Below are 17,772 nucleotides of genomic sequence, written 5' to 3' on the forward strand. Positions count from 1 at the left end.
TTGGGACAAAAAGCAAGCCGGTCAACAGGGCCTAACTGCCGGCCGGAGTCGCCGTATGCAGCGCCTTCATGGCCGCGCCCCAGTCGCCACTGGCGGCAGTGGGCAGTACCCTGATTGCGCGATCAATGGCCTCGGCCAGTATTTCCTGTTCCGCTCTGGGGGCCCGCTGCAGGACGAACCGGACCACTTCGCCGCCGCGGCCGGGATGGCCGATGCCGAGCCGCAGGCGCATAAAATTTCGGTTGTTGCCCAGTGCGGCAATGATATCCCTCAGACCGTTGTGTCCACCGTGGCCGCCGCCGGACTTCAGGCGTGCGGTACCGGGGGGAAGGTCCAGTTCATCGTGTGCGACCAGGATGGCCTCCGGGGGAATTTTGAAAAAGTGCACCAGAGGGGCTACCGCCCGGCCACTGCGATTCATATACGTGGTGGGGATCAACAGGCGAACATCCCGGCTGCCGATGCGCAGGCGGCCCGTGAGGGCGTGAACTTTGCTGTCCGGGTTGAGCTGGACGCCGTGGTGACGGGCCAGCTCGACAACAAAATCGGCACCGGCGTTATGCCGTGTCCGGTCGTATTCCGGGCCGGGGTTCCCCAGGCCGACAATCAACTGGATCGGGGTGTCCGGTGCCGCTGTCAAAACGTTTACTCTTCGCTTTCGCCAGTCTCGCCGTTTTCGGCTTCGGTCTCACCTTCAACGACGCCGCGTGGCTTGTGAATAGAGGCGACAACCAGATTGTGATCTTCGCCGTGGCTCAGATCAACCGATTCAACCGCCGCCGGCAGTTTCAGGTCGGAAATGTGCAATACGTCGCCCATTTCCAGGTTCGCCAGGTCCACTTCGATAAACTCGGGCAGCTTGGCGGCGGGAGCTTGTACTTCCAGTTCGGTCAGCGTGTGGGAGACGATACCGCCGGCTTTCACCCCTTTGCAGGTGTCTTCGTTGAGGAAGTGCAGGGGCACTTTCACGTGTACCTTGGTGTTGGCGGAAACGCGCTGGAAGTCAACGTGGAGAAGCAACTGCCTGGCCGGGTGGCGCTGCAGATCGCGCAGGATCACTTTCTCTGTCTTACCGTCGATATCCAGGGTGAGCATGGAAGAGAAGAAGGCTTCGTTTTCCAGGGCCTTGGACAGGTCTTTGTGCAGCAGGGACACGGATTGCGGCTCGGCCTTGCCGCCGTAAATGATGCCGGGTACACGGCCCTCCAGGCGACGCAGGCGGCGGCTCGCACCTTTCCCTTCATCGCTGCGGGCAATGGCGTTCAGTTTGATATCAGACATGGGTTAAACCTCGGATTGTCTGTCCAGGGCGACCTGCGACCGGACCGCGCTGGTGTGGTTGAAATTGGGCTTGTGCCCAACAAAAAAGGAATCGCCCGGCCTTGCCGGGCGGGCGCGTATTCTACGGCAATCGGCGCCGAAGGCAAAGTGCGGGCCGGCACGGATAGGCCGGCAGTCGCTGGGGCCGGACGCCTAGCGAAACATTGCGGAGAGGGACTCCTCGTTGCTGATGCGGCGCATGGATTCGGCCAGCATCGCAGACAGGGTCAGCTGGCGTATCTTTGGGGCTTTTTCCATCTTGTCGCCCAGCGGGATGGAGTCGGTCACGACAAGCTCGTCGAGTACCGAATTGTTCAGGTTGTCGATGGCGTTACCCGATAGCACCGGGTGGGTGCAATAGGCGACAACTTTCTGGGCACCGTGCTCCTTGAGGGCACTGGCGGCATTGCACAGGGTGCCGGCGGTGTCCACCATATCATCCACCAGCAGGCAGGTACGGCCGCTGACTTCGCCGATGATATTCATCACTTCCGCCACGTTATCGGCGGGACGGCGCTTATCGATAATGGCCAGGTCACAATCGAGGCTCTTGGCCACAGCGCGGGCGCGCACCACGCCGCCGATGTCCGGGGAAACGACCACCAGATTCTCGTATTTCCGGCGCTCGATATCGTCCAGCAGCACAGAGGAGCCGTAGACATTGTCCACGGGTACGTCGAAGAAACCCTGGATCTGCTCGGCGTGCAGGTCTACGGTCAATACGCGGTCAATGCCCACGCTGACCATCATATCGGCAACCACTTTGGCGGAGATGGGTACACGCTGGGATCTGACGCGGCGATCCTGGCGGGCGTAGCCGAAGTAGGGCACTACGGCGGTAACGCGGCCGGCGGATGCGCGGCGCAGGGCGTCCACCAGCAGGATCAGTTCCATCAGGTTACGGTTTGTGGGCTGGCAGGTGGACTGCACCACAAAAACGTCGCGGCCGCGCACGTTATCGGTAATTTCGACGGCAATTTCCCCGTCGGAGAAGCGTTTGACCACGGCTTCCCCAAGGGGGATTGCCATATGGTCGACGACTTTCTGTGCCAGCTCCGGATTTGCATTGCCGGTAAAGACCATTAAGTCAGCCACTGCGAGTTCCTTTAGTTTGTCTTGAAGTGTAGGTGTGTGCACAATTTTGCCAGCAGTTGGCGTCGGGCATTTCCCGTTCTTGCCTATTGCAGGAGAGGCGGGGCGGGATAGGGGTATTCTGTTGGCCGCTCCCCGTCATCCGGATAGTTGCGTCGACTTTCACGGAGTCCCCCGGTCGTCGACAGGGATTTGCGCGCAAGTTCGCCTTCGCCATTGTGGAATGGGGGGCGGGCTGTGTTCAGCCCTGCACGGGTAACCTGGGCCGGCTGGATCGATGTCGACTGAAACATGGGGAACCGGTTTTCAATAGCGCCACTGCCAATAAACAGAAAGTGGCTGGGGCGGTAGGATTCGAACCTACGCATGACGGGATCAAAACCCGCTGCCTTACCGCTTGGCTACGCCCCAGAGTCTGTCCTCATTCGCTTGAGGTTAATTTCGCGAGCACCTGGTGAACGGGAGAAACTGGTACACCGGATGCTATAAATCCCCGCCATTTGCCTGGAAGCTGTGCAAACACCGTACTGGCAGCGCATGCGGTATGGAAAGCTGCGAATACACAGCCGCCGGTACCGGTGAGTTGTGCCGGTGCGAATTGCTCCAGCCACACTCTGGCATCGCGGACCTCAGGGTAGAGATGCTCTACCAGTGTCTGGCAGTCGTTACCGGGAAAAATTTGCCGCTTTTCTTCGCTCAGCGCTTTCTCCGAGCGCAGCTTCTCGCGAAGGGCCGCTAATGTAATTGGGGGGGAATCCCTTGTCAAACGCGGGTCGCAAAAAATGTTTGCAGTGCGTACTTGGCAACCCGGTGACACCACCAGATAGTGGCGTTTTAGCGTTGCGACCGGGGTTAATTTCTCCCCGACGCCCTCGGCCCAGGCGGTGCGCCCGCGCACAAATACCGGAATATCTGCACCCAGCTGACGGCCCAGTTCGGCCAGCGCGTCGATGGACAGGCCGCACTGCCACAGGTGGTTGAGACCCAGCAGTGTGGTGGCGGCATCGCTGCTGCCGCCACCGATACCGCCGCCGTGGGGCAGATGTTTGATCAGTCGAATATATGCGCCCGGTACCTTGCGATTGTGGTTCAGGGATTGTTCCCGCAGCAGCCGGGCTGCGCGGTATACGAGGTTGTCTTCCAGCGGGATTTTCAGTGCACCGGCATCCACGCGGATTTTACCAGCTTCACACAGTGAGAATGTCAGTGTGTCCCCATAATCGAGCAATTGAAACAGTGTCTGCAGCTCGTGGTAGCCGTCCGCACGTCGGCCGAGTATACGCAGGAACAGGTTGAGTTTTGCGGGCGCGGGTAACTGCAGCATGAGGGAGGGTTGGGCCGGTTAAATCTGATCGACTCATTTTACCTTCTTGCGGGCCTTTCAGCATTCAAAATTCCCACGCCTTGATCACCAGAGTGACCTGCACAGGCCCGGCGCTGGCGTTGGTCTGTGCCTTGATGCGGGTGGGCAGACGGTAGGGGCCATTTTGGCGGTAGTCGCTGAACCGGAGCAACCAGCCGGATTGCTGCAGGCTCAGCAGCTGTCCCTGTGCATTGTGTCTCTCAGCGCCTTTGGCTCCGGGGGCCGGCAGTCCACGCACCCAGTAAAACATCTCGGCAGCGGGCAGAGGCCAGCCCAGGGTTTGTGTGGTGAGTTGAGAGGCGCTGCGCGCCACAACCGGGGGTTCATCGCCCCGCACGAGGCTGACGCCGCCGGCGGAGCCGGTAATGACCGTTGTGCCGGCGCCGAGAGGACCACTGAGGTGAAGCCGGTAATTCTGCACACCGTTTTGTGCCCAGGTCAGGTTGGCGCTGCCGTTATCCTTTGGAGAGCGCACACCCAGCTTTCCCCTGATAGTCCACTGCTCTAACTGTGCTACCGTTTTTGCTGTGGTTGTTTCCCGCGGCACATCCGGTGTGCGCTGTTCCCTGGTTTTCTGGCTGGCACAGGCAGAGAACAGGAGGGTGAGAGCTGCGACCAGCAGAAAAAAATAGTTGCGGGCGGAGGGGAATTCAGTGATCGGATACATGCTGTTGTAATGACTCTTTGATTTGCAGACGTTTCATTGCGGCCGGAATCATTTCACTGTGGGGGTGGGTTGCAAGCCCGTCTTTCCAGACCTTGAGGGCACCCATGCGATCTCCCTGTACCCAGAGCACCTCGCCCAGGTGGGCAGCGATTTCATGATCGGGCAACTTCTCCAATGCCCTGCGCAAATAGGTTTCTGCCGCGCTGTAATTACCCAGACGGTACTGCACCCAGCCCATGCTGTCGAGGATGGCGGGATCTTCCGGTTTCAACGCCAGGGCCTTGCTGATCAGCTGAAGTGCTTCCCCGCGGCGCGACGGGTCGTCGATCAACTTGTAGCCCAGAGCGTTCAGTACAGTGGCGTTTTGTGGGTCGCGTTTGAGTAAACTGCGCAGATCGCGCTCAAAGGCCGCGGCATTGCCGAGTTGATCGTTGAGTAAGGCGCGGGCATAGATCAGGCGATGACTGGCACTGTTGGCTGTGAGGGCCTGTTCGACCCGCTCCAGTGCCAGTTGCGGCTCGCCGTTCTTGCGCAGCAGTTCAACCTCCATGAGGTAGAAGTGTTCCTCCTGCACAGGGTGTTGTTGGCGAAGCTCGGCAAACCACTGCCGGTTGTCCTTGTGCTGGCCAGTGGCGGCGAGCAACCGGGTACCGCGGGTGATGGCTTCCAGGTAATCGTTGCCCGGTTGGACCTGGCGAAAATGTTCGACAGCGGTGCTAACCTCCTGCTGCTTCTCGGCTAGGCCTCCCAGATAAAAATGTGCTGAAGATTCGTGTTGTCCCAGTTCCAGCAATTTTGTAAACAGTGGCTTGGCCGCGTCTATCTGGTTGGTCTCATATTCAATCAGGGCGAGGGACAGGATCAGATTGCCATCTTCGGGGCGCTGTTTGACCAGTTCGGCAAATTGCTGGCGTGCCAGGGCCAGGTTCTCGCGGATCAGCAGGCGTGCATATTGCAGGCGCAGACGGCTCTCATCGGGGTGGATGTTGACCAGATTTTCCAGGAGTTCGATCGCGTCGCGACGCTTGCCGAGGTCAACCAGCAGTTGGCTTTCCAGCAGCGGCGCATCGAGCTGGTCGGGGTGCTGTTGCTGGACCTGGTGCACCAGGGTGAGGGCGCGACCGTACTGCTTGCCGGCACGCAACGCCATGGCATAGGCCAGAATCACCTCGTCGTTGTTGGGGTATTCCTGAGCCAGATGGGCAAGATTTGCCAGGGTTTGTGCATCGAGTTGCTGATGTGCGATGGCAGTGGAAGCGAGGGACTGCAAAGGCGGCTTGCCGCCCAGTGCCAGGGCCTTTTCTGCATGGGCCAGGGCGGCCGGCAAATTCCCGGCCAGAGTCAGTTCCGCAGTTACCGCCAGGTGAGCTTCAGTATTTTCCGGCTCCAGTTCGACCCACAACTGGGCGGAACGCAGGGCGGCCTGGCGGGCATTGAGGAAGCGGGCGATGCGCGTAGCGCGGGCGGCTACGCCGGCATCCTGAGTGACCTTCGCCTGGCGGTAGTAGTTGGCGAGAGCGACATCGTAGTGCTTGCGGATACCGGCAACTTCCGCCACCAGCAATGTGTAGAAGGTATCGATGGGAAAGGCCCGTGTGTCGGCCGGCCGGGATGAGACGGCTGTTTTTGTCTTTTGGTCCTGCACAGCCTGGCTGGGGGGTTCCCCGGTACCCCCCGGTGATGGTACCTGGGTACAGGCCCCCACCATGAATAGAGAGCAGAGGCCAAGGAACAGGGGGAGACCGGCGGCCCGGGGCTTTGGGAATAACAGGCAGGGTGGGAGCATAGATCGTGTCCATACGTTGCTGGGCGCGGGAGCGGGGTACGAGTGACGTGTTTTAACCGATTAACGCCATATAATTCTAGTCGTGAATCGTTCTGCGAACGGCAGGCTCCTGGCCTCCTGGCCAAATCAGCGCGCAATTTAACCGTCAGCCGGTCTTGCAAGAGAGACGGCGGCCCCTGAAAATGCGCCCCCAATGTGAATTTCGCACTTCGAGATTGAGCAACGACGAAACGCTATGCCATTTGTTATCCTGGGTATCAACCACGACAGCGCGCCCATAGAGGTGCGCGAGCGGGTGGCTTTCGCGCCCGAGGCGGTGGCCGGTGCCTTGGCAGATGCGCGCACATTGCTCGACTGCCGGGAGCTGGCCATTCTCTCCACCTGCAACCGCACCGAGATCTATGGGACCATCGACGCAGAGCCACTGCTCCGGTGGCTCGCTGAGTACCAGCGTATACCGCTGGAACAGTTGAAAAGCTGCAGTTACCGCTATAGCGGAGAGGCGGCAGTGCGGCATATGATGCGCGTCGCCTGCGGCCTTGACTCCCTGGTCCTGGGTGAGCCGCAGATTCTCGGGCAGATCAAGTCTGCCTATGCGGTGGCGCGGGAATCCGGCAGTGTCGGCGGCGAACTGCACCGGGTATTCCAGAGGGTGTTTACCGTTGCGAAAAAAGTGCGCACTGAGACAGCTATCGGTGAAAACCCGGTGTCTGTAGCCTATGCCGCGGTATCCCTGGCCTCGCGTATTTTTACTGATCTGAAGAGGCAGACGGTACTGTTGATCGGCGCCGGTGAGACGGTCGAACTACTGGCACGATACCTGTTGGATCAGGGCATCAGGCAGTTGATTGTGGCAAACCGGACCCTGAGTCGCGCCCAGGTGCTGGCGGAGAATTTTGGCGCGGAGGCAATTTTGCTTGCCGATATTCCCGAACATCTGGACCGCGCAGATATTGTCATCAGTTCCACCGCCAGCCAGCTGCCCATTCTGGGAAAGGGCGCGGTGGAATCCGCGTTGCGCAGACGACGCCACAGCCCGATGTTTATGGTGGACATCGCCGTACCGCGGGATATAGAACCCCAGGTGGGAGAGCTCGATGATGTCTACCTGTACACGGTGGACGATCTGCGCGGTGTGATTGATGAAGGCATGCGCTCCCGCGAGAAAGCCGCCGAGGCTGCAGGGGCGATAGTGGACACCGCCGCGGCAGAATTTACCAAAGAGTGCCGGGCACTCGGGGCAGTGGATACCATTCGCAGCTACCGCCAGCGCGTCCAGGAAATCAGTGGTGTGGAACTGGAGCGGGTGCTGTTGCAACTGGACAAGGGCGGGGACCCACGACGCCTGATGGAACAACTGGTCCGGACACTGACGAATAAACTGATCCACGCGCCCACGGTCAGCTTAAAGAAAGCCACTGCCGATGGCGATCTGGAGCGCCTGCGCATTGTGCGTGAGGTGGTGGGGTTGGACGACCTCGCCGAGATCCCATTAGAGAAAAAGCACAAATGAAAGAGTCGCTACTGAACAAACTGGATCACCTGCAGGAGCGCCACGAGGAGATATCTGCGCTGCTCGGTGATGCCGGTGTCATCGCCGACCAGGAACAGTTCCGCGACCTGTCGCGAGAGTATGCCGAACTGGAAGAAGTGGTGAAATGCTATGGCCGTTACCGGCAGCTGCAAGAGGACATGGCGGCGGCGCGGGAGATGCTCAGTGAGCGCGATTCTGAATTGCGTGAGATGGCGCAGGAGGAATTGAGCGAGGCGCAGCGCCAAGTGGCGCCTCTGGAGCGCGAACTGCAGGCCCTGCTGCTGCCCCGCGACCCCAATGACCGCAAAAATGTCTTCCTGGAGATCCGCGCTGGCACCGGTGGTGATGAGGCGGCGATTTTTTCCGGCGATCTGTTTCGCATGTATTCCCGCTATGCGGAAAAGCAGGGCTGGCGCCTTGAAATTATCAGTGAAAATCCCGGTGAACACGGCGGTTACAAGGAAATCATTACCCGCGTGGCAGGCGAGAATGTCTACGCAAAGCTCAAATTCGAGTCCGGTGCCCACCGCGTCCAGCGGGTTCCGGAAACCGAGTCCCAGGGGCGTATCCACACCTCCGCCTGCACCGTGGCAGTCATGCCGGAGCCGGATGAGCGCGATGCCATTGAGGTTAACCGGGCCGATTTGCGCGTGGATACCTATCGCGCTTCCGGCGCCGGTGGCCAGCATGTGAACAAAACGGATTCCGCCGTGCGCCTGACCCATATTCCTTCGGGTATCGTGGTGGAGTGCCAGGACGAACGCTCCCAGCACAAGAACCGCGCCAAGGCAATGGCACTGCTGCAGGCCAAACTGTCCAGCGAGCAGGAGGCGGCTGCGGCGCAGGAAATTTCTGATGCACGCAAAAGCCTGGTGGGCAGCGGTGACCGTTCCGAGCGTATCCGCACCTACAATTTTCCCCAGGGGCGGGTGACTGATCACCGTATCGGCCTGACCCTGTACAAACTGGATGAAGTGATGCAGGGTGCGCTGGAGACTGTGATCGAGCCGTTGCGCACCGAGCACCAGGCGGACCAGCTCGCGGCTATGGGCCAGTAATGCGGATGTTTCTAAGCCGCCATAGATAGCTGTTTGCGTATGGCCAGTGTCAAGGACAATATTGCTCGCTGGGTGGAATTAACCCACAGCGAGTCGGCGCGATTGGATACAGAGGTTCTGCTCGGCCATATCCTTGCGCGCGGGCGCGCCTGGCTCTACACCTGGCCGGAATATCAATTGACGCCGGCCCAACAGAGCGCATTTGATGGACTACTGGCGCGGCGCCGAGATGGGGAGCCGGTGGCACACCTGACCGGAGAGCGGGAATTCTGGTCCCTCAGATTAAAAGTCGATGCCTCCACCCTGATTCCCCGCCCGGACACCGAGCTGCTGGTGGAAACGGCCCTGTCGCTCTGTCCGCAGCAACAGCTGTGTGCGCTGGATCTGGGCACCGGTACCGGGGCCATAGCACTGGCGCTGGCTGCGGAGAGGCCGGGTTGGCGGATTATTGCTGTGGAGAAATCGGAAAGAGCGCTGGTGCTGGCCGAGGAAAACCGCCGTAACCTCGGCTTTCACAATGTGGAGATACAACAGAGTGACTGGTTTGCCCAACTGCAGCCGCAGCGTTTCGCGCTGATTATCAGCAACCCCCCCTATATCGACAGGGCCGATCCACACCTGCAACATGGCGATGTGCGTTTCGAACCGCACTCCGCACTGGTGGCGGGACGCCGGGGCCTCGCGGATATCGAGCATATCGCCACGCGCGCTGTCGATTACCTGGAAGTGGGGGGCTGGTTACTGGTGGAGCACGGCTGGCAGCAGGCGGCGCGGGTGCGGAGGATTTTTAGCGCGGCTGGTTTTGTCGATGTACAAAGCCGCAGGGATTTTTGCCGCCGGGAAAGAATCACGTTGGGGCGAACACAGCCACAGTTGTCCGCCGGAACATAGAGCATCCCGGCGCTGAGAAAAGGGGGGTCTGTGCACGATCACGTCCACCATCGCAACGGCAATGGCGCCTTGCGCCCGCTGCTGATTGCTTTCCTGCTCACACTGGGTTTCTCCTTTGTGGAATTGGTGGGAGGCTGGCTGTCCGGTTCCCTTGCACTGCTCAGTGATGCCGGACATATGCTCACGGATGCTTTTGCTCTGGCGCTCGGGGCTGTCGCTGCGGCGCTGGCAAAAAAACCGGCGGATCGCGATCTGTCTTTTGGCTGGGGCCGGGCGGAGGTGTTGGCGGCGGTGATCAACGGTGTGATTATGCTGCTGATCGTCGCTGGTATTTCCTTTGCCGCGATTGACCGGCTGCGCAACCCACAGCCGGTGCAGGGCGCTACAGTGATGCTGATTGCTGCTATCGGGCTGCTGGTCAATGTCCTGGCAGCCTGGACACTCTACCGGGGTGAGCGCACAATCAATATCCGCGGGGCTCTGCTGCATGTCATGGGGGATTTGCTGGGCTCGATGGCTGCGCTGGTCTCCGGTGCGGTGATCTACCTGAGCGGCTGGTTACCCATTGATCCGTTACTGTCCCTGTTGATCTGCCTGCTAATCCTGATTTCCTGTGTGCGCTTGCTGCGCGATGCGGTCGATGTATTGATGGAGCGGGTACCGCGGGAGCTGAGTCTGCCGGTGGTGGGTGAGACTCTGGCGCAGGTCAGCGGAGTGCGCTCCGTGCACGATCTGCATATCTGGCGGTTGGATTCCAGTACCGTTTCGCTTTCAGCACATATTGTGGTGGACGACCTGTCGGCCTGGTCGGCGGTGCTGGAGCGCCTGCGGGAAACCCTGATCAAGCGCTTTGGTATCGAGCATATTACCCTGCAACCGGAACCGATTGATCAGGTCGGGCCCGTGATTATCGACAGGGTCAGCACACCCTGATACCGGGTTCAATCTTCATCGTTGAGGGATTCCGGGACCGTCTCAGTGGGGAATGTGTGTGCCGGTTTGACTACCCCGGCCTGCTCGGCTGCGGGGGCCTCTGTGACCACTTTCTGAGGTTTGCTGATCTGTTCTTCCGGCGCCTGGATACCGATATGGTAGGCCGCGAAACCGGGCTGTACCACCTGGTTCAACGCCATACCGAGAATACGCCCGTTGTGTTCTGAGCGAATTTCGGTGCGCACATTGGTAATGGGGTTGGTGACCGTGCCGAGCAGGTCTCCCCGGCCTATAAACTCGCCGAGCTGCACTGCACTGAAGATGATGCCGCCGGTGGTGGCGCGCTGCCAGGTGGAATTGTAATACACCGGCTCCGGGTCACCCCACAGGCGAAATTTGTGCACCATACCCAGTTGGTTCAGGAGGGTGCGGATTCCTTTCACACTGTGGCTGACGGATGGTTCGTCGAGCACCATGGGTGCCCCCGCCTCCAGCGTAACGGTAGGAATGCCCACCTCGACAGCGGCGCGGCGCAGTGTGCCTTTGGCACCGGTACTGTGCAGCACCACGGTGGCACCGAAGCCCTTGGTCATTTGCACGACTTTCGGATTGCTCAGGTCGCCGCGCAGCTGGGGCAGATTGGTTCGATAAAAAGAGCCTGTGTGCAGGTCGACCACGGCATTGCAATGGCTGATCACTTCGTGAAAAAACGAATGGGCGATGCGTGAGGCAGAAGAGCCATGGGGGTCGCCAGGGAAGTGCCTGTTGAGATCGCGACGATCTGTGAGGTAGCGGGAAGCGCGGTGAAAGCCCTGCAGGTTCACGATAGGCACCCCGATAACGGCGCCGCTCAAGTGTTCGGCATTCAGGTCGTACAGCACCCGCCGTACGGTTTCTATACTGTTGAGTTCGTCGCCGTGCACCGCGGCGGTAAGGCACAGTACCGGCCCCGGTCTGGCTCCGTTCACCACCAGTACCGGGGTGGGGCTGTAGACGCCTTCAAAGTGTTGGCTGGGAGACCAGGCCAGGCGGGTAGCGGTTGCCGGGGGTACCTCGGTACCGAGCAGACGCAGGGGCTTGGCGGTTTCCCTGGGTCCTGGTGAGAGGGTTTCCGCTGTGGTGATTTCCTGCACAGGTTGCTCCTGCGCCTCTTGCTTGGCGGTATGTGCGGGCTCCATGTTTGCGATGGGCTGGTCCAGCTGCAGGTTTTCCGCCTGGGGCAGGGGTGTCTGAGAACTGCTGTCCGGACCCGCATCAGGTGGGCGCGGCGTATCACCGCTGGGCACTGGCGGTGCGGGCAGAGTGATGTCCGGCTGCAGGTTTTCCACCTCGGGCACAATCGAATGTTGCGCCGGATCGGTTCCTCCCAGGCCCTGAGAAGCGGTCACCAGCAGGGAGAGGCCCAGCAAGCACTGGATTCTGCTTGGGGAGAGGCGCGGGATCATGGTTTCCTCCGGTCAGTCATTGAGTTTGTACGGCGCCGACGGTAGTGTTTTTGCCCGACACAGGCGCACACTTGGAGCGCGGGCCCGATCAGGATGTTCCCCGCAGTTGAGAAGCCTCCCTGGCGATAGATGGCCTCCGGGCCATGGTGATGGCCCTGCGGCTGGTGTGCCAAAAGCGCATTGCCAGCAGGATTGAGGCGGTGCCGAGGCCGATACAGACCCCGGTCCAGTAGCCATACACTCCCCACAAGTTTTCCCCCAGCCAATAGGCGCTGGAGAGCCCCACCAGCCAGTAGGAGAAAAGCTGGATAAACATGGGCACGCGGGTGTCCTTGTATCCCCGCAGGGCGCCCCAGGTCATGGCCTGGGCGACATCAACCAGTTGGAATGCCGCACAGAGCAACAGCAGATTGGTGGCAACGGCGACAATCTCTGCACTGCTGGTGTAGATCTGTACAAAAACACTGCGCAGGCTGATCAGCAGGACCCCGGTGCCCAGCGCGTAAAGTACTCCAGTACCAATCCCCACCTTGCCCGCAAACAGGGCCCGTTTGGGCCGCCCCTGACCCAGTAACTGGGCAGTGCGGATACTCAGGGCCTGAGCGAGCGCCAGAGCCACCAGATAGAAGATTGAGCCCACGTTCATACCGATCTGGTGGGCGGAGAGGATCGCCGCACCGTATGGTGCCAGCAAAACGGTCAGGCTCGCAAAGAAAGTGACCTCACTGGCGGCACCGACACACACCGGCAATCCCACTGCCAGCAGGTGCAGGAGGGTGGGCCAATGGGGCTTGGAGGGTGTCAATTTGAGTTTAAGCGCACGGTATGCGGGGTCGCTGCAGGCGTGCCAGAACAGCGCCAGGGCAATCAGGCAGCTGAGCGCGGCAGTGGCCCAGCCACAGCCGGCACCACCCATGGCAGGTATCGGGCCGGCGCCAAACACAAAGAGCATATCCAGCGGAATGTTGAGTATCGCTGCGGCGAGGTAGATGCGCATAACCGGGCGCACCTGTCCCATGCCCTCGCAGTAACCGCGCAGGGCTGTGCCCAGGGCGAAGGGCAGGGTGCCGACGGTCAGGGCCAGGATATAGCTTTGTAGTACCTGTCGTACAGGGGCTTCCGTGTCTATCCACTGACTCCAGACCGGTACCGCCAACAGGGCCAGAACCACCAGGAGGCCGCCGACGAATGCGATCCACAGCCCCTGGTGCAGCTGCCGTGCGCAGCCTTTTTCATCCCTCGCACCGCGCAGGTTAGCCACAAGCGGGGATACCGCTGCGAGCAAACCGATCAGGGTCACAGCGCATACCGCCCAGATACTGGCGCCGAGTGCCAGGCCTGCCAGGTCCACTTCCCCGGCGCGACCGGCCACGATGGTATCCACAACACCCATGCTCACAACGGCCAGGTTACTGACCGCCAGGGGCCCACCCAGCGTGGCCAGGTGTGACAGTTCAGTGGAAATGGCGTGTCGATAAAGCTTCAACAAAGAAAAAAACCAGATTTCAGCGCTGTATACCAGTCGAAGATCGAGGGCAATCAGCCAAAGAGTGTGGTATTGGTAAACCGGCTTTGCAAAAGGGCCGCCAGTAGATCGCCGTGGCCAACCAAAAGGCAGTTGACCGCACGGGTCTCCCGTCACCAACTAAAGAACCGGCTATTTTACGGCGAAACCCGGATTTGGCCCAGTGACTATTGGGATCGGTCCGGGCACGACCTGTGGAGCGAGGGTGCTGCAGCTGCAGAATTTGTTCACAATGGCCAGTTTCTGATATCAAGATATCCATTCCTGCAGATGGCAGCAATGAAAGTAACCTTTGCGCTGACCTGCGCGTTTGGGGGTGAAGCCCCTGTGTAACAGATGTTGTGCCCGCTCGACTAAAGTGAACAAATAGACCGAAAGGGAGAGTGAAGATAATGAGTGGTGCGATGAATAGCCTGGGGCGCTGGTATGCTTGCTTCCTGCATTTTGTGCGCAAGATCGACTGGTTGGGCCCACTGGCTTTGCGTATCTATTTGGCGCCGATATTTATTATGGCCGGCCTTAACAAGATGGGCAGTATTGAAGATGTTGCGGCATGGTTTGGCAACCCGGATTGGGGCCTGGGACTGCCCGCCCCGATGTTGATGGCCTGGCTGGCGGCGCTGGTGGAATTCTTTGGTGGTATTGCCATTTTGGTGGGCTTTGGCACCCGTCTGGTGGCGATTCCGCTGATGTTTGTGATGGCGATTGCGGCGCTGACGGCGCATTGGGAAAACGGCTGGTCAGCGCTGCCGGATAAGACCCTGACAGCGCCCTGGGAGTGGCGTGAGGATCTGATCGACGATGCGGTCCTGCGCAAGGAGCGGGTGGTTGCACTGTTGAAGGAACACGGCAACTACGAATGGCTGGTGGAAGCTGGCAATATCACCATCCTGAAAAACGGTATTGAATTTGCTGCGACCTATTTCATTATGTTGCTGGCATTGCTCTGCAGCGGAGCGGGCCGTTTTTTCAGTATCGATTACTGGCTGTGCCGACGCTATTGCGGGCGGGACCCCAGCTAGAGATGGTATACTCGCCAGCTATTTGAATATTTGAGCGAGTATCTCCCTTGATAGGCAAGCTGTTTCGCCGTTCCACCTCTACTGAGGACAAAAATCCCCCCCGGGGCAAAGAGCGCTCCCGGCGCTCTAACGAGGGTCCGGGATCGCCTGGCAAGGCGCCCGAGCATAAATCCGGCCGGAGCGGGGAGCAGCTTCGCCAAAGCGGTGGCAAGTCGTCCCACAGCAGGGGGCGTCAGCGCAGTCGCAGATCTCAATCTGAACGACTCGCCACCCCCTGGTCACTGGATGCATTCCAGGTTCCGGAGCAGGCGGGCAAGGTTCGCTTCCACGATCTGAATCTGCCCCTGGAGCTGATGCGTGGTATTTACGACCTGGGCTTCCAGTACTGTTCGCCTATTCAGGGGCGGTCTCTGCCACACACCCTCAACGGGCATGACCTGGTGGGCAAGGCGCAGACCGGCACCGGCAAGACCGCGGCTTTCCTGATTACCGTTATCGACGACCTGCTGCGCCACCCCTTTGATGGAGAGCGTTATGCCGGTGAGGCCCGCGCTTTAATCATCGCCCCGACCCGTGAACTGGTGATGCAGATTGCCGATGATGCCAGGGCACTGTGTAAATATACCGGCTTGGAAATCCACACCCTGGTGGGTGGGATGGATTACGACAAGCAGCAGCGCAACCTGAATGAGCGTTTGGTGGATATCCTGGTCGCCACGCCCGGGCGACTGCTGGATTTTGTCGGCAACCGCGACTGCTATCTGGACCAGGTGGAGGTTCTGGTGATCGATGAGGCCGACCGCATGCTGGATATGGGCTTTATTCCCCAGGTGCGTCGTATCGTGCGCCAGACTCCGCGCAAAACCCACCGCCAGACTATGTTCTTTTCTGCGACCTTTACTCCCGAAGTTGATGCTTTGGTTGAACAGTGGACCGATGACCCGGTCTTGGTGGAAATCGAGCCGGAGCGGGTGGCCACCGACTCCGTAGAACAGCACGTGTACTTAGCCGCAAGCGAAGAAAAATATGCCCTTCTGTATAACATACTGCAAAGTGGCGATGTGGATAGCCTGATTGTATTCGCCAACCGCCGAGACCAGTGCCGCCGCCTGCACGAACACCTACTGGCCCACGGTATCTCTGCGGGCCTGCTCTCCGGCGAAGTGGCGCAGAACAAGCGCGTGCGCACCCTGAACGACTTCAAGTCCGGCAAGACCAAAGTGTTGGTGGCCACCGATGTTGCCGGCCGCGGTATCCATATCGACGGCATCAGCCACGTGGTGAATTTCACACTGCCAGAGGAACCGGAGGATTATGTGCACCGTATTGGCCGTACCGGCCGTGCCGGTAAAACGGGTACCTCTATCAGCTTCGCCTGTGAAGATGATGCTATGCGCCTTGAGCCGATAGAACAGTTACTGGGGCAAAAACTGAAATGCGAGGTTCCACCGGAAGCGCTGTTACAAAAGCCCCCTGTGGTTGAAGTCCGCCATGGCGGGGGTGACAGGGGCCATAGAGGCGGCCATGGCGGACGTCGCGGCGGCGGTCGAGGCCGTCCCCGGTAATCCGCCCTTTGACTGCACACAGGGTAACCCGATCCAGCGACACTGCCGAATAATCCAAGCTTCCGGTCCAGGTAGTGTTGAAACTGTGGTGAAAGTATCAGTTTTCACTGTCTCGCTCTTCTTTTCCTTCACGCCGTTTATTTCTGTCCTAGAATCTTACAGTCACTCCCTGTGACTGGGGTAATCACACTATCGGCATTCCGTAGGCTTGAGCGGCTCTCTTCGTATTGGAACCTGCCTTGCATTCGGCTATTTTCCCTTGCAAGTGAAATGACTGGATTTTGGATGCGTACGCTCTATCTCCATATTGGCTTTCACAAAACAGGCTCCAGTTCCCTGCAACTGGCTTTAAAGCACTACGCCGAGCAATTAAAGACTACAGGATTTGAGTTTCTGTCCCTTGGTAAAAAGGGGAATTCCTCTGCTGCCGTTGAGGTTTTTAAGCGCAGTGGGCGCGTGTTTTTCAGGCTGAATCAGCACCTTGACTTGCTGCTGGCAAGCAGTACCGGTGAGAGCACAATCGTTTCTGCCGAGCACCTGTGTTTCTTGCATATGCACAGGGATATAGAGCAGGTCTACGCAGTCTGCTCAAAATATTTTGACGATATCCGTGTCGTTATGTATCTGCGCAGGCAGGATTTGCAGGCCGTTTCCTTTAAAAAACAGTCTGCGCGCGGATGTGTTTCGAACATGAGTTCTTCGAGCAAGCTGTTTGGACACAGTGAAGGTGCTTTTCCCCGGTTAGATGAAAATATTAAAATTTATTATGATTATTTTGCCAAACTGCAACTGTGGGAAAGGGTTTTTGGTAGAACATCACTTACGATCAGGGAGTTCTCCAGTGAGACGCTTAGGGGTGGGGATATTATCAGTGACTTCTCGATGTTTCTAGGGCGGGATCTGGTCATTCCCCCCTGCCGGGTGAATGAGGGTATAGGCCGTAAACAGTTCCTCTTGACCCACAAGCTGCTTGAATTGGGGGTGGCGGAATCTGAGATTAAAAAACTCAAGCCGGTAATGGTCAGTGACAAGACGGTGTTGAAACCTTCTCGCAGTGCTGCAGTGGATTTTTTTATGCAGTTTAAACAATCCAATCAACTGCTCAATGACCACTACCTGCAACATGGTTCCGGCCTGGCATTTAACGGCGATTTCAGCAGTTACCCTGAGCGGGGTAATGACCGCCTGTGCTTACAGGATCTGGCTGCCTGGGTTCCCGAACTGTTTGCTGCTGGGTTGCAGGCGCCGGAGGGGCTGCGGGACACACTGCTTATTGGCCGGATCAGGACACTGTTGATGGAGGGAGTAATAGATGCCGCACTGGCAGGGGAGCTTGAGGGCTTGGCACAGTGCCTGACCCCCACAGCACATATCGCCCAGGTGCGGAAACCATGGTACCGGCTGATCAAGGGAAGAAAGCGCTCCGGGAGATAGATTTTACACGGATTTGACTCAGGTCCATGGCTGGAAACACAAGTGGAAAGCCTGTGTTGAGTGTTTGCAGTGCATCATTGGTGGGCCTGGAAAGCGGGTGGGGGAAGGGATAATCATCCTGCCGCTGTTTTTTCGCA

16 protein-coding genes and 1 tRNA gene are annotated in these 17,772 nt (G+C 59.0%); 7 read left to right on the top strand and 10 right to left on the bottom strand.

The annotated features are described in order from the left end of the window. Positions 1-31: 31 nt before the first annotated feature. The 8 genes from pth to M8T91_RS04715 all read right to left on the bottom strand — a co-directional run bounded on the left by pth (position 32) and on the right by M8T91_RS04715 (position 6,228). A complete protein-coding gene (gene pth, locus M8T91_RS04680) occupies positions 32-640 on the bottom strand; it encodes an aminoacyl-tRNA hydrolase (RefSeq protein WP_301417297.1) in 609 nt (202 codons plus the stop codon). Positions 641-645: 5 nt separating this feature from the next. Then, on the bottom strand, positions 646-1,281 hold the full coding sequence (locus M8T91_RS04685; protein ID WP_301417299.1) for a 50S ribosomal protein L25/general stress protein Ctc: 636 nt from the start codon (positions 1,279-1,281) through the stop codon (positions 646-648). 192 nt (positions 1,282-1,473) lie between these two features. Then, positions 1,474-2,403 carry a ribose-phosphate pyrophosphokinase gene (locus M8T91_RS04690; protein WP_301419012.1) on the bottom strand — a complete coding sequence of 310 codons (930 nt, stop codon included), beginning with the start codon at positions 2,401-2,403 and terminating at the stop codon, positions 1,474-1,476. A gap of 95 nt (positions 2,404-2,498) precedes the next feature. Beyond that, on the bottom strand, positions 2,499-2,780 hold the full coding sequence (locus M8T91_RS04695; protein ID WP_301417301.1) for a hypothetical protein: 282 nt from the start codon (positions 2,778-2,780) through the stop codon (positions 2,499-2,501). Continuing rightward, positions 2,749-2,823: transfer RNA gene (locus M8T91_RS04700), tRNA-Gln, on the bottom strand. The genes M8T91_RS04695 and M8T91_RS04700 overlap by 32 nt, the downstream gene beginning before the upstream one ends. Before the next feature lie 10 nt (positions 2,824-2,833). Beyond that, positions 2,834-3,736: a 4-(cytidine 5'-diphospho)-2-C-methyl-D-erythritol kinase gene (gene ispE / locus M8T91_RS04705; protein WP_301417303.1), complete on the bottom strand. Its 903-nt coding sequence runs from the start codon at positions 3,734-3,736 to the stop codon at positions 2,834-2,836. A 64-nt stretch (positions 3,737-3,800) separates the two neighbouring features. Then, complete coding sequence (gene lolB / locus M8T91_RS04710) at positions 3,801-4,442, bottom strand: lipoprotein insertase outer membrane protein LolB (protein ID WP_301417305.1); 642 nt, start codon at positions 4,440-4,442, stop codon at positions 3,801-3,803. Further along, positions 4,426-6,228 carry a tetratricopeptide repeat protein gene (locus M8T91_RS04715; protein WP_301417307.1) on the bottom strand — a complete coding sequence of 601 codons (1,803 nt, stop codon included), beginning with the start codon at positions 6,226-6,228 and terminating at the stop codon, positions 4,426-4,428. Before M8T91_RS04715 ends, lolB begins: the two co-directional genes overlap by 17 nt. A 235-nt stretch (positions 6,229-6,463) precedes the next feature. Here M8T91_RS04715 and hemA point away from each other — a divergent pair, with 235 nt between their 5' ends. Genes hemA through M8T91_RS04735 form a run of 4 tightly spaced genes read left to right on the top strand, consistent with a single transcriptional unit; the run spans position 6,464 to position 10,644 of the window. Further along, a complete protein-coding gene (gene hemA / locus M8T91_RS04720) occupies positions 6,464-7,741 on the top strand; it encodes a glutamyl-tRNA reductase (RefSeq protein ID WP_301417309.1) in 1,278 nt (425 codons plus the stop codon). Continuing rightward, entirely contained in the window at positions 7,738-8,820 is a 1,083-nt protein-coding gene (gene prfA / locus M8T91_RS04725; protein ID WP_301417311.1) for a peptide chain release factor 1, read from the top strand. The genes hemA and prfA overlap by 4 nt, the downstream gene beginning before the upstream one ends. A 39-nt stretch (positions 8,821-8,859) precedes the next feature. Then, positions 8,860-9,711: a peptide chain release factor N(5)-glutamine methyltransferase gene (prmC, locus tag M8T91_RS04730; RefSeq protein WP_301417313.1), complete on the top strand. Its 852-nt coding sequence runs from the start codon at positions 8,860-8,862 to the stop codon at positions 9,709-9,711. Positions 9,712-9,741: 30 nt separating this feature from the next. Then, positions 9,742-10,644, top strand: a complete 903-nt coding sequence (locus tag M8T91_RS04735) for a cation diffusion facilitator family transporter (protein WP_301417315.1) — start codon at positions 9,742-9,744, stop codon at positions 10,642-10,644. 8 nt (positions 10,645-10,652) lie between these two features. On the opposite strand, the gene M8T91_RS04740 is transcribed toward M8T91_RS04735, so the two are convergent. Both M8T91_RS04740 and M8T91_RS04745 read right to left on the bottom strand, forming a co-directional pair. Then, positions 10,653-12,089 (bottom strand): succinylglutamate desuccinylase/aspartoacylase family protein, encoded by a 1,437-nt coding sequence (locus M8T91_RS04740; protein WP_301417317.1) that lies wholly within the window; start codon positions 12,087-12,089, stop codon positions 10,653-10,655. An 88-nt stretch (positions 12,090-12,177) separates the two neighbouring features. Further along, the gene (locus tag M8T91_RS04745; protein WP_301417319.1) at positions 12,178-13,578 is read right to left on the bottom strand and encodes an MATE family efflux transporter; all 1,401 of its coding nucleotides are present in this window, start codon (positions 13,576-13,578) and stop codon (positions 12,178-12,180) included. A gap of 428 nt (positions 13,579-14,006) precedes the next feature. Here M8T91_RS04745 and M8T91_RS04750 point away from each other — a divergent pair, with 428 nt between their 5' ends. The 3 genes from M8T91_RS04750 to M8T91_RS04760 all read left to right on the top strand — a co-directional run bounded on the left by M8T91_RS04750 (position 14,007) and on the right by M8T91_RS04760 (position 17,635). Continuing rightward, positions 14,007-14,636: an HvfX family Cu-binding RiPP maturation protein gene (locus M8T91_RS04750; RefSeq protein ID WP_301417321.1), complete on the top strand. Its 630-nt coding sequence runs from the start codon at positions 14,007-14,009 to the stop codon at positions 14,634-14,636. A 47-nt stretch (positions 14,637-14,683) separates the two neighbouring features. Beyond that, entirely contained in the window at positions 14,684-16,201 is a 1,518-nt protein-coding gene (gene rhlB, locus M8T91_RS04755; RefSeq protein WP_301417323.1) for an ATP-dependent RNA helicase RhlB, read from the top strand. A 285-nt stretch (positions 16,202-16,486) separates the two neighbouring features. Continuing rightward, positions 16,487-17,635: a hypothetical protein gene (locus tag M8T91_RS04760; RefSeq protein ID WP_301417326.1), complete on the top strand. Its 1,149-nt coding sequence runs from the start codon at positions 16,487-16,489 to the stop codon at positions 17,633-17,635. The last annotated feature ends 137 nt before the right edge of the window (positions 17,636-17,772 follow it).

Source organism: Microbulbifer sp. MI-G (assembly GCF_030440425.1).
Classification (GTDB): Bacteria; Pseudomonadota; Gammaproteobacteria; order Pseudomonadales; family Cellvibrionaceae; genus Microbulbifer; species Microbulbifer spongiae.

Coding starts and splice junctions, on each gene's coding strand:
- M8T91_RS04690 (WP_301419012.1), bottom strand. CDS start 2,403: ATGGTCTTTACCGGCAATGCAAATCCGGAGCTGGCACAGAAAGTCGTC.
- hemA (WP_301417309.1), top strand. CDS start 6,464: ATGCCATTTGTTATCCTGGGTATCAACCACGACAGCGCGCCCATAGAG.
- M8T91_RS04695 (WP_301417301.1), bottom strand. CDS start 2,780: ATGCGTAGGTTCGAATCCTACCGCCCCAGCCACTTTCTGTTTATTGGC.
- M8T91_RS04760 (WP_301417326.1), top strand. CDS start 16,487: ATGCGTACGCTCTATCTCCATATTGGCTTTCACAAAACAGGCTCCAGT.
- prfA (WP_301417311.1), top strand. CDS start 7,738: ATGAAAGAGTCGCTACTGAACAAACTGGATCACCTGCAGGAGCGCCAC.
- lolB (WP_301417305.1), bottom strand. CDS start 4,442: ATGTATCCGATCACTGAATTCCCCTCCGCCCGCAACTATTTTTTTCTG.
- M8T91_RS04685 (WP_301417299.1), bottom strand. CDS start 1,281: ATGTCTGATATCAAACTGAACGCCATTGCCCGCAGCGATGAAGGGAAA.
- prmC (WP_301417313.1), top strand. CDS start 8,860: ATGGCCAGTGTCAAGGACAATATTGCTCGCTGGGTGGAATTAACCCAC.
- M8T91_RS04750 (WP_301417321.1), top strand. CDS start 14,007: ATGAGTGGTGCGATGAATAGCCTGGGGCGCTGGTATGCTTGCTTCCTG.
- M8T91_RS04740 (WP_301417317.1), bottom strand. CDS start 12,089: ATGATCCCGCGCCTCTCCCCAAGCAGAATCCAGTGCTTGCTGGGCCTC.
- M8T91_RS04715 (WP_301417307.1), bottom strand. CDS start 6,228: ATGCTCCCACCCTGCCTGTTATTCCCAAAGCCCCGGGCCGCCGGTCTC.
- ispE (WP_301417303.1), bottom strand. CDS start 3,736: ATGCTGCAGTTACCCGCGCCCGCAAAACTCAACCTGTTCCTGCGTATA.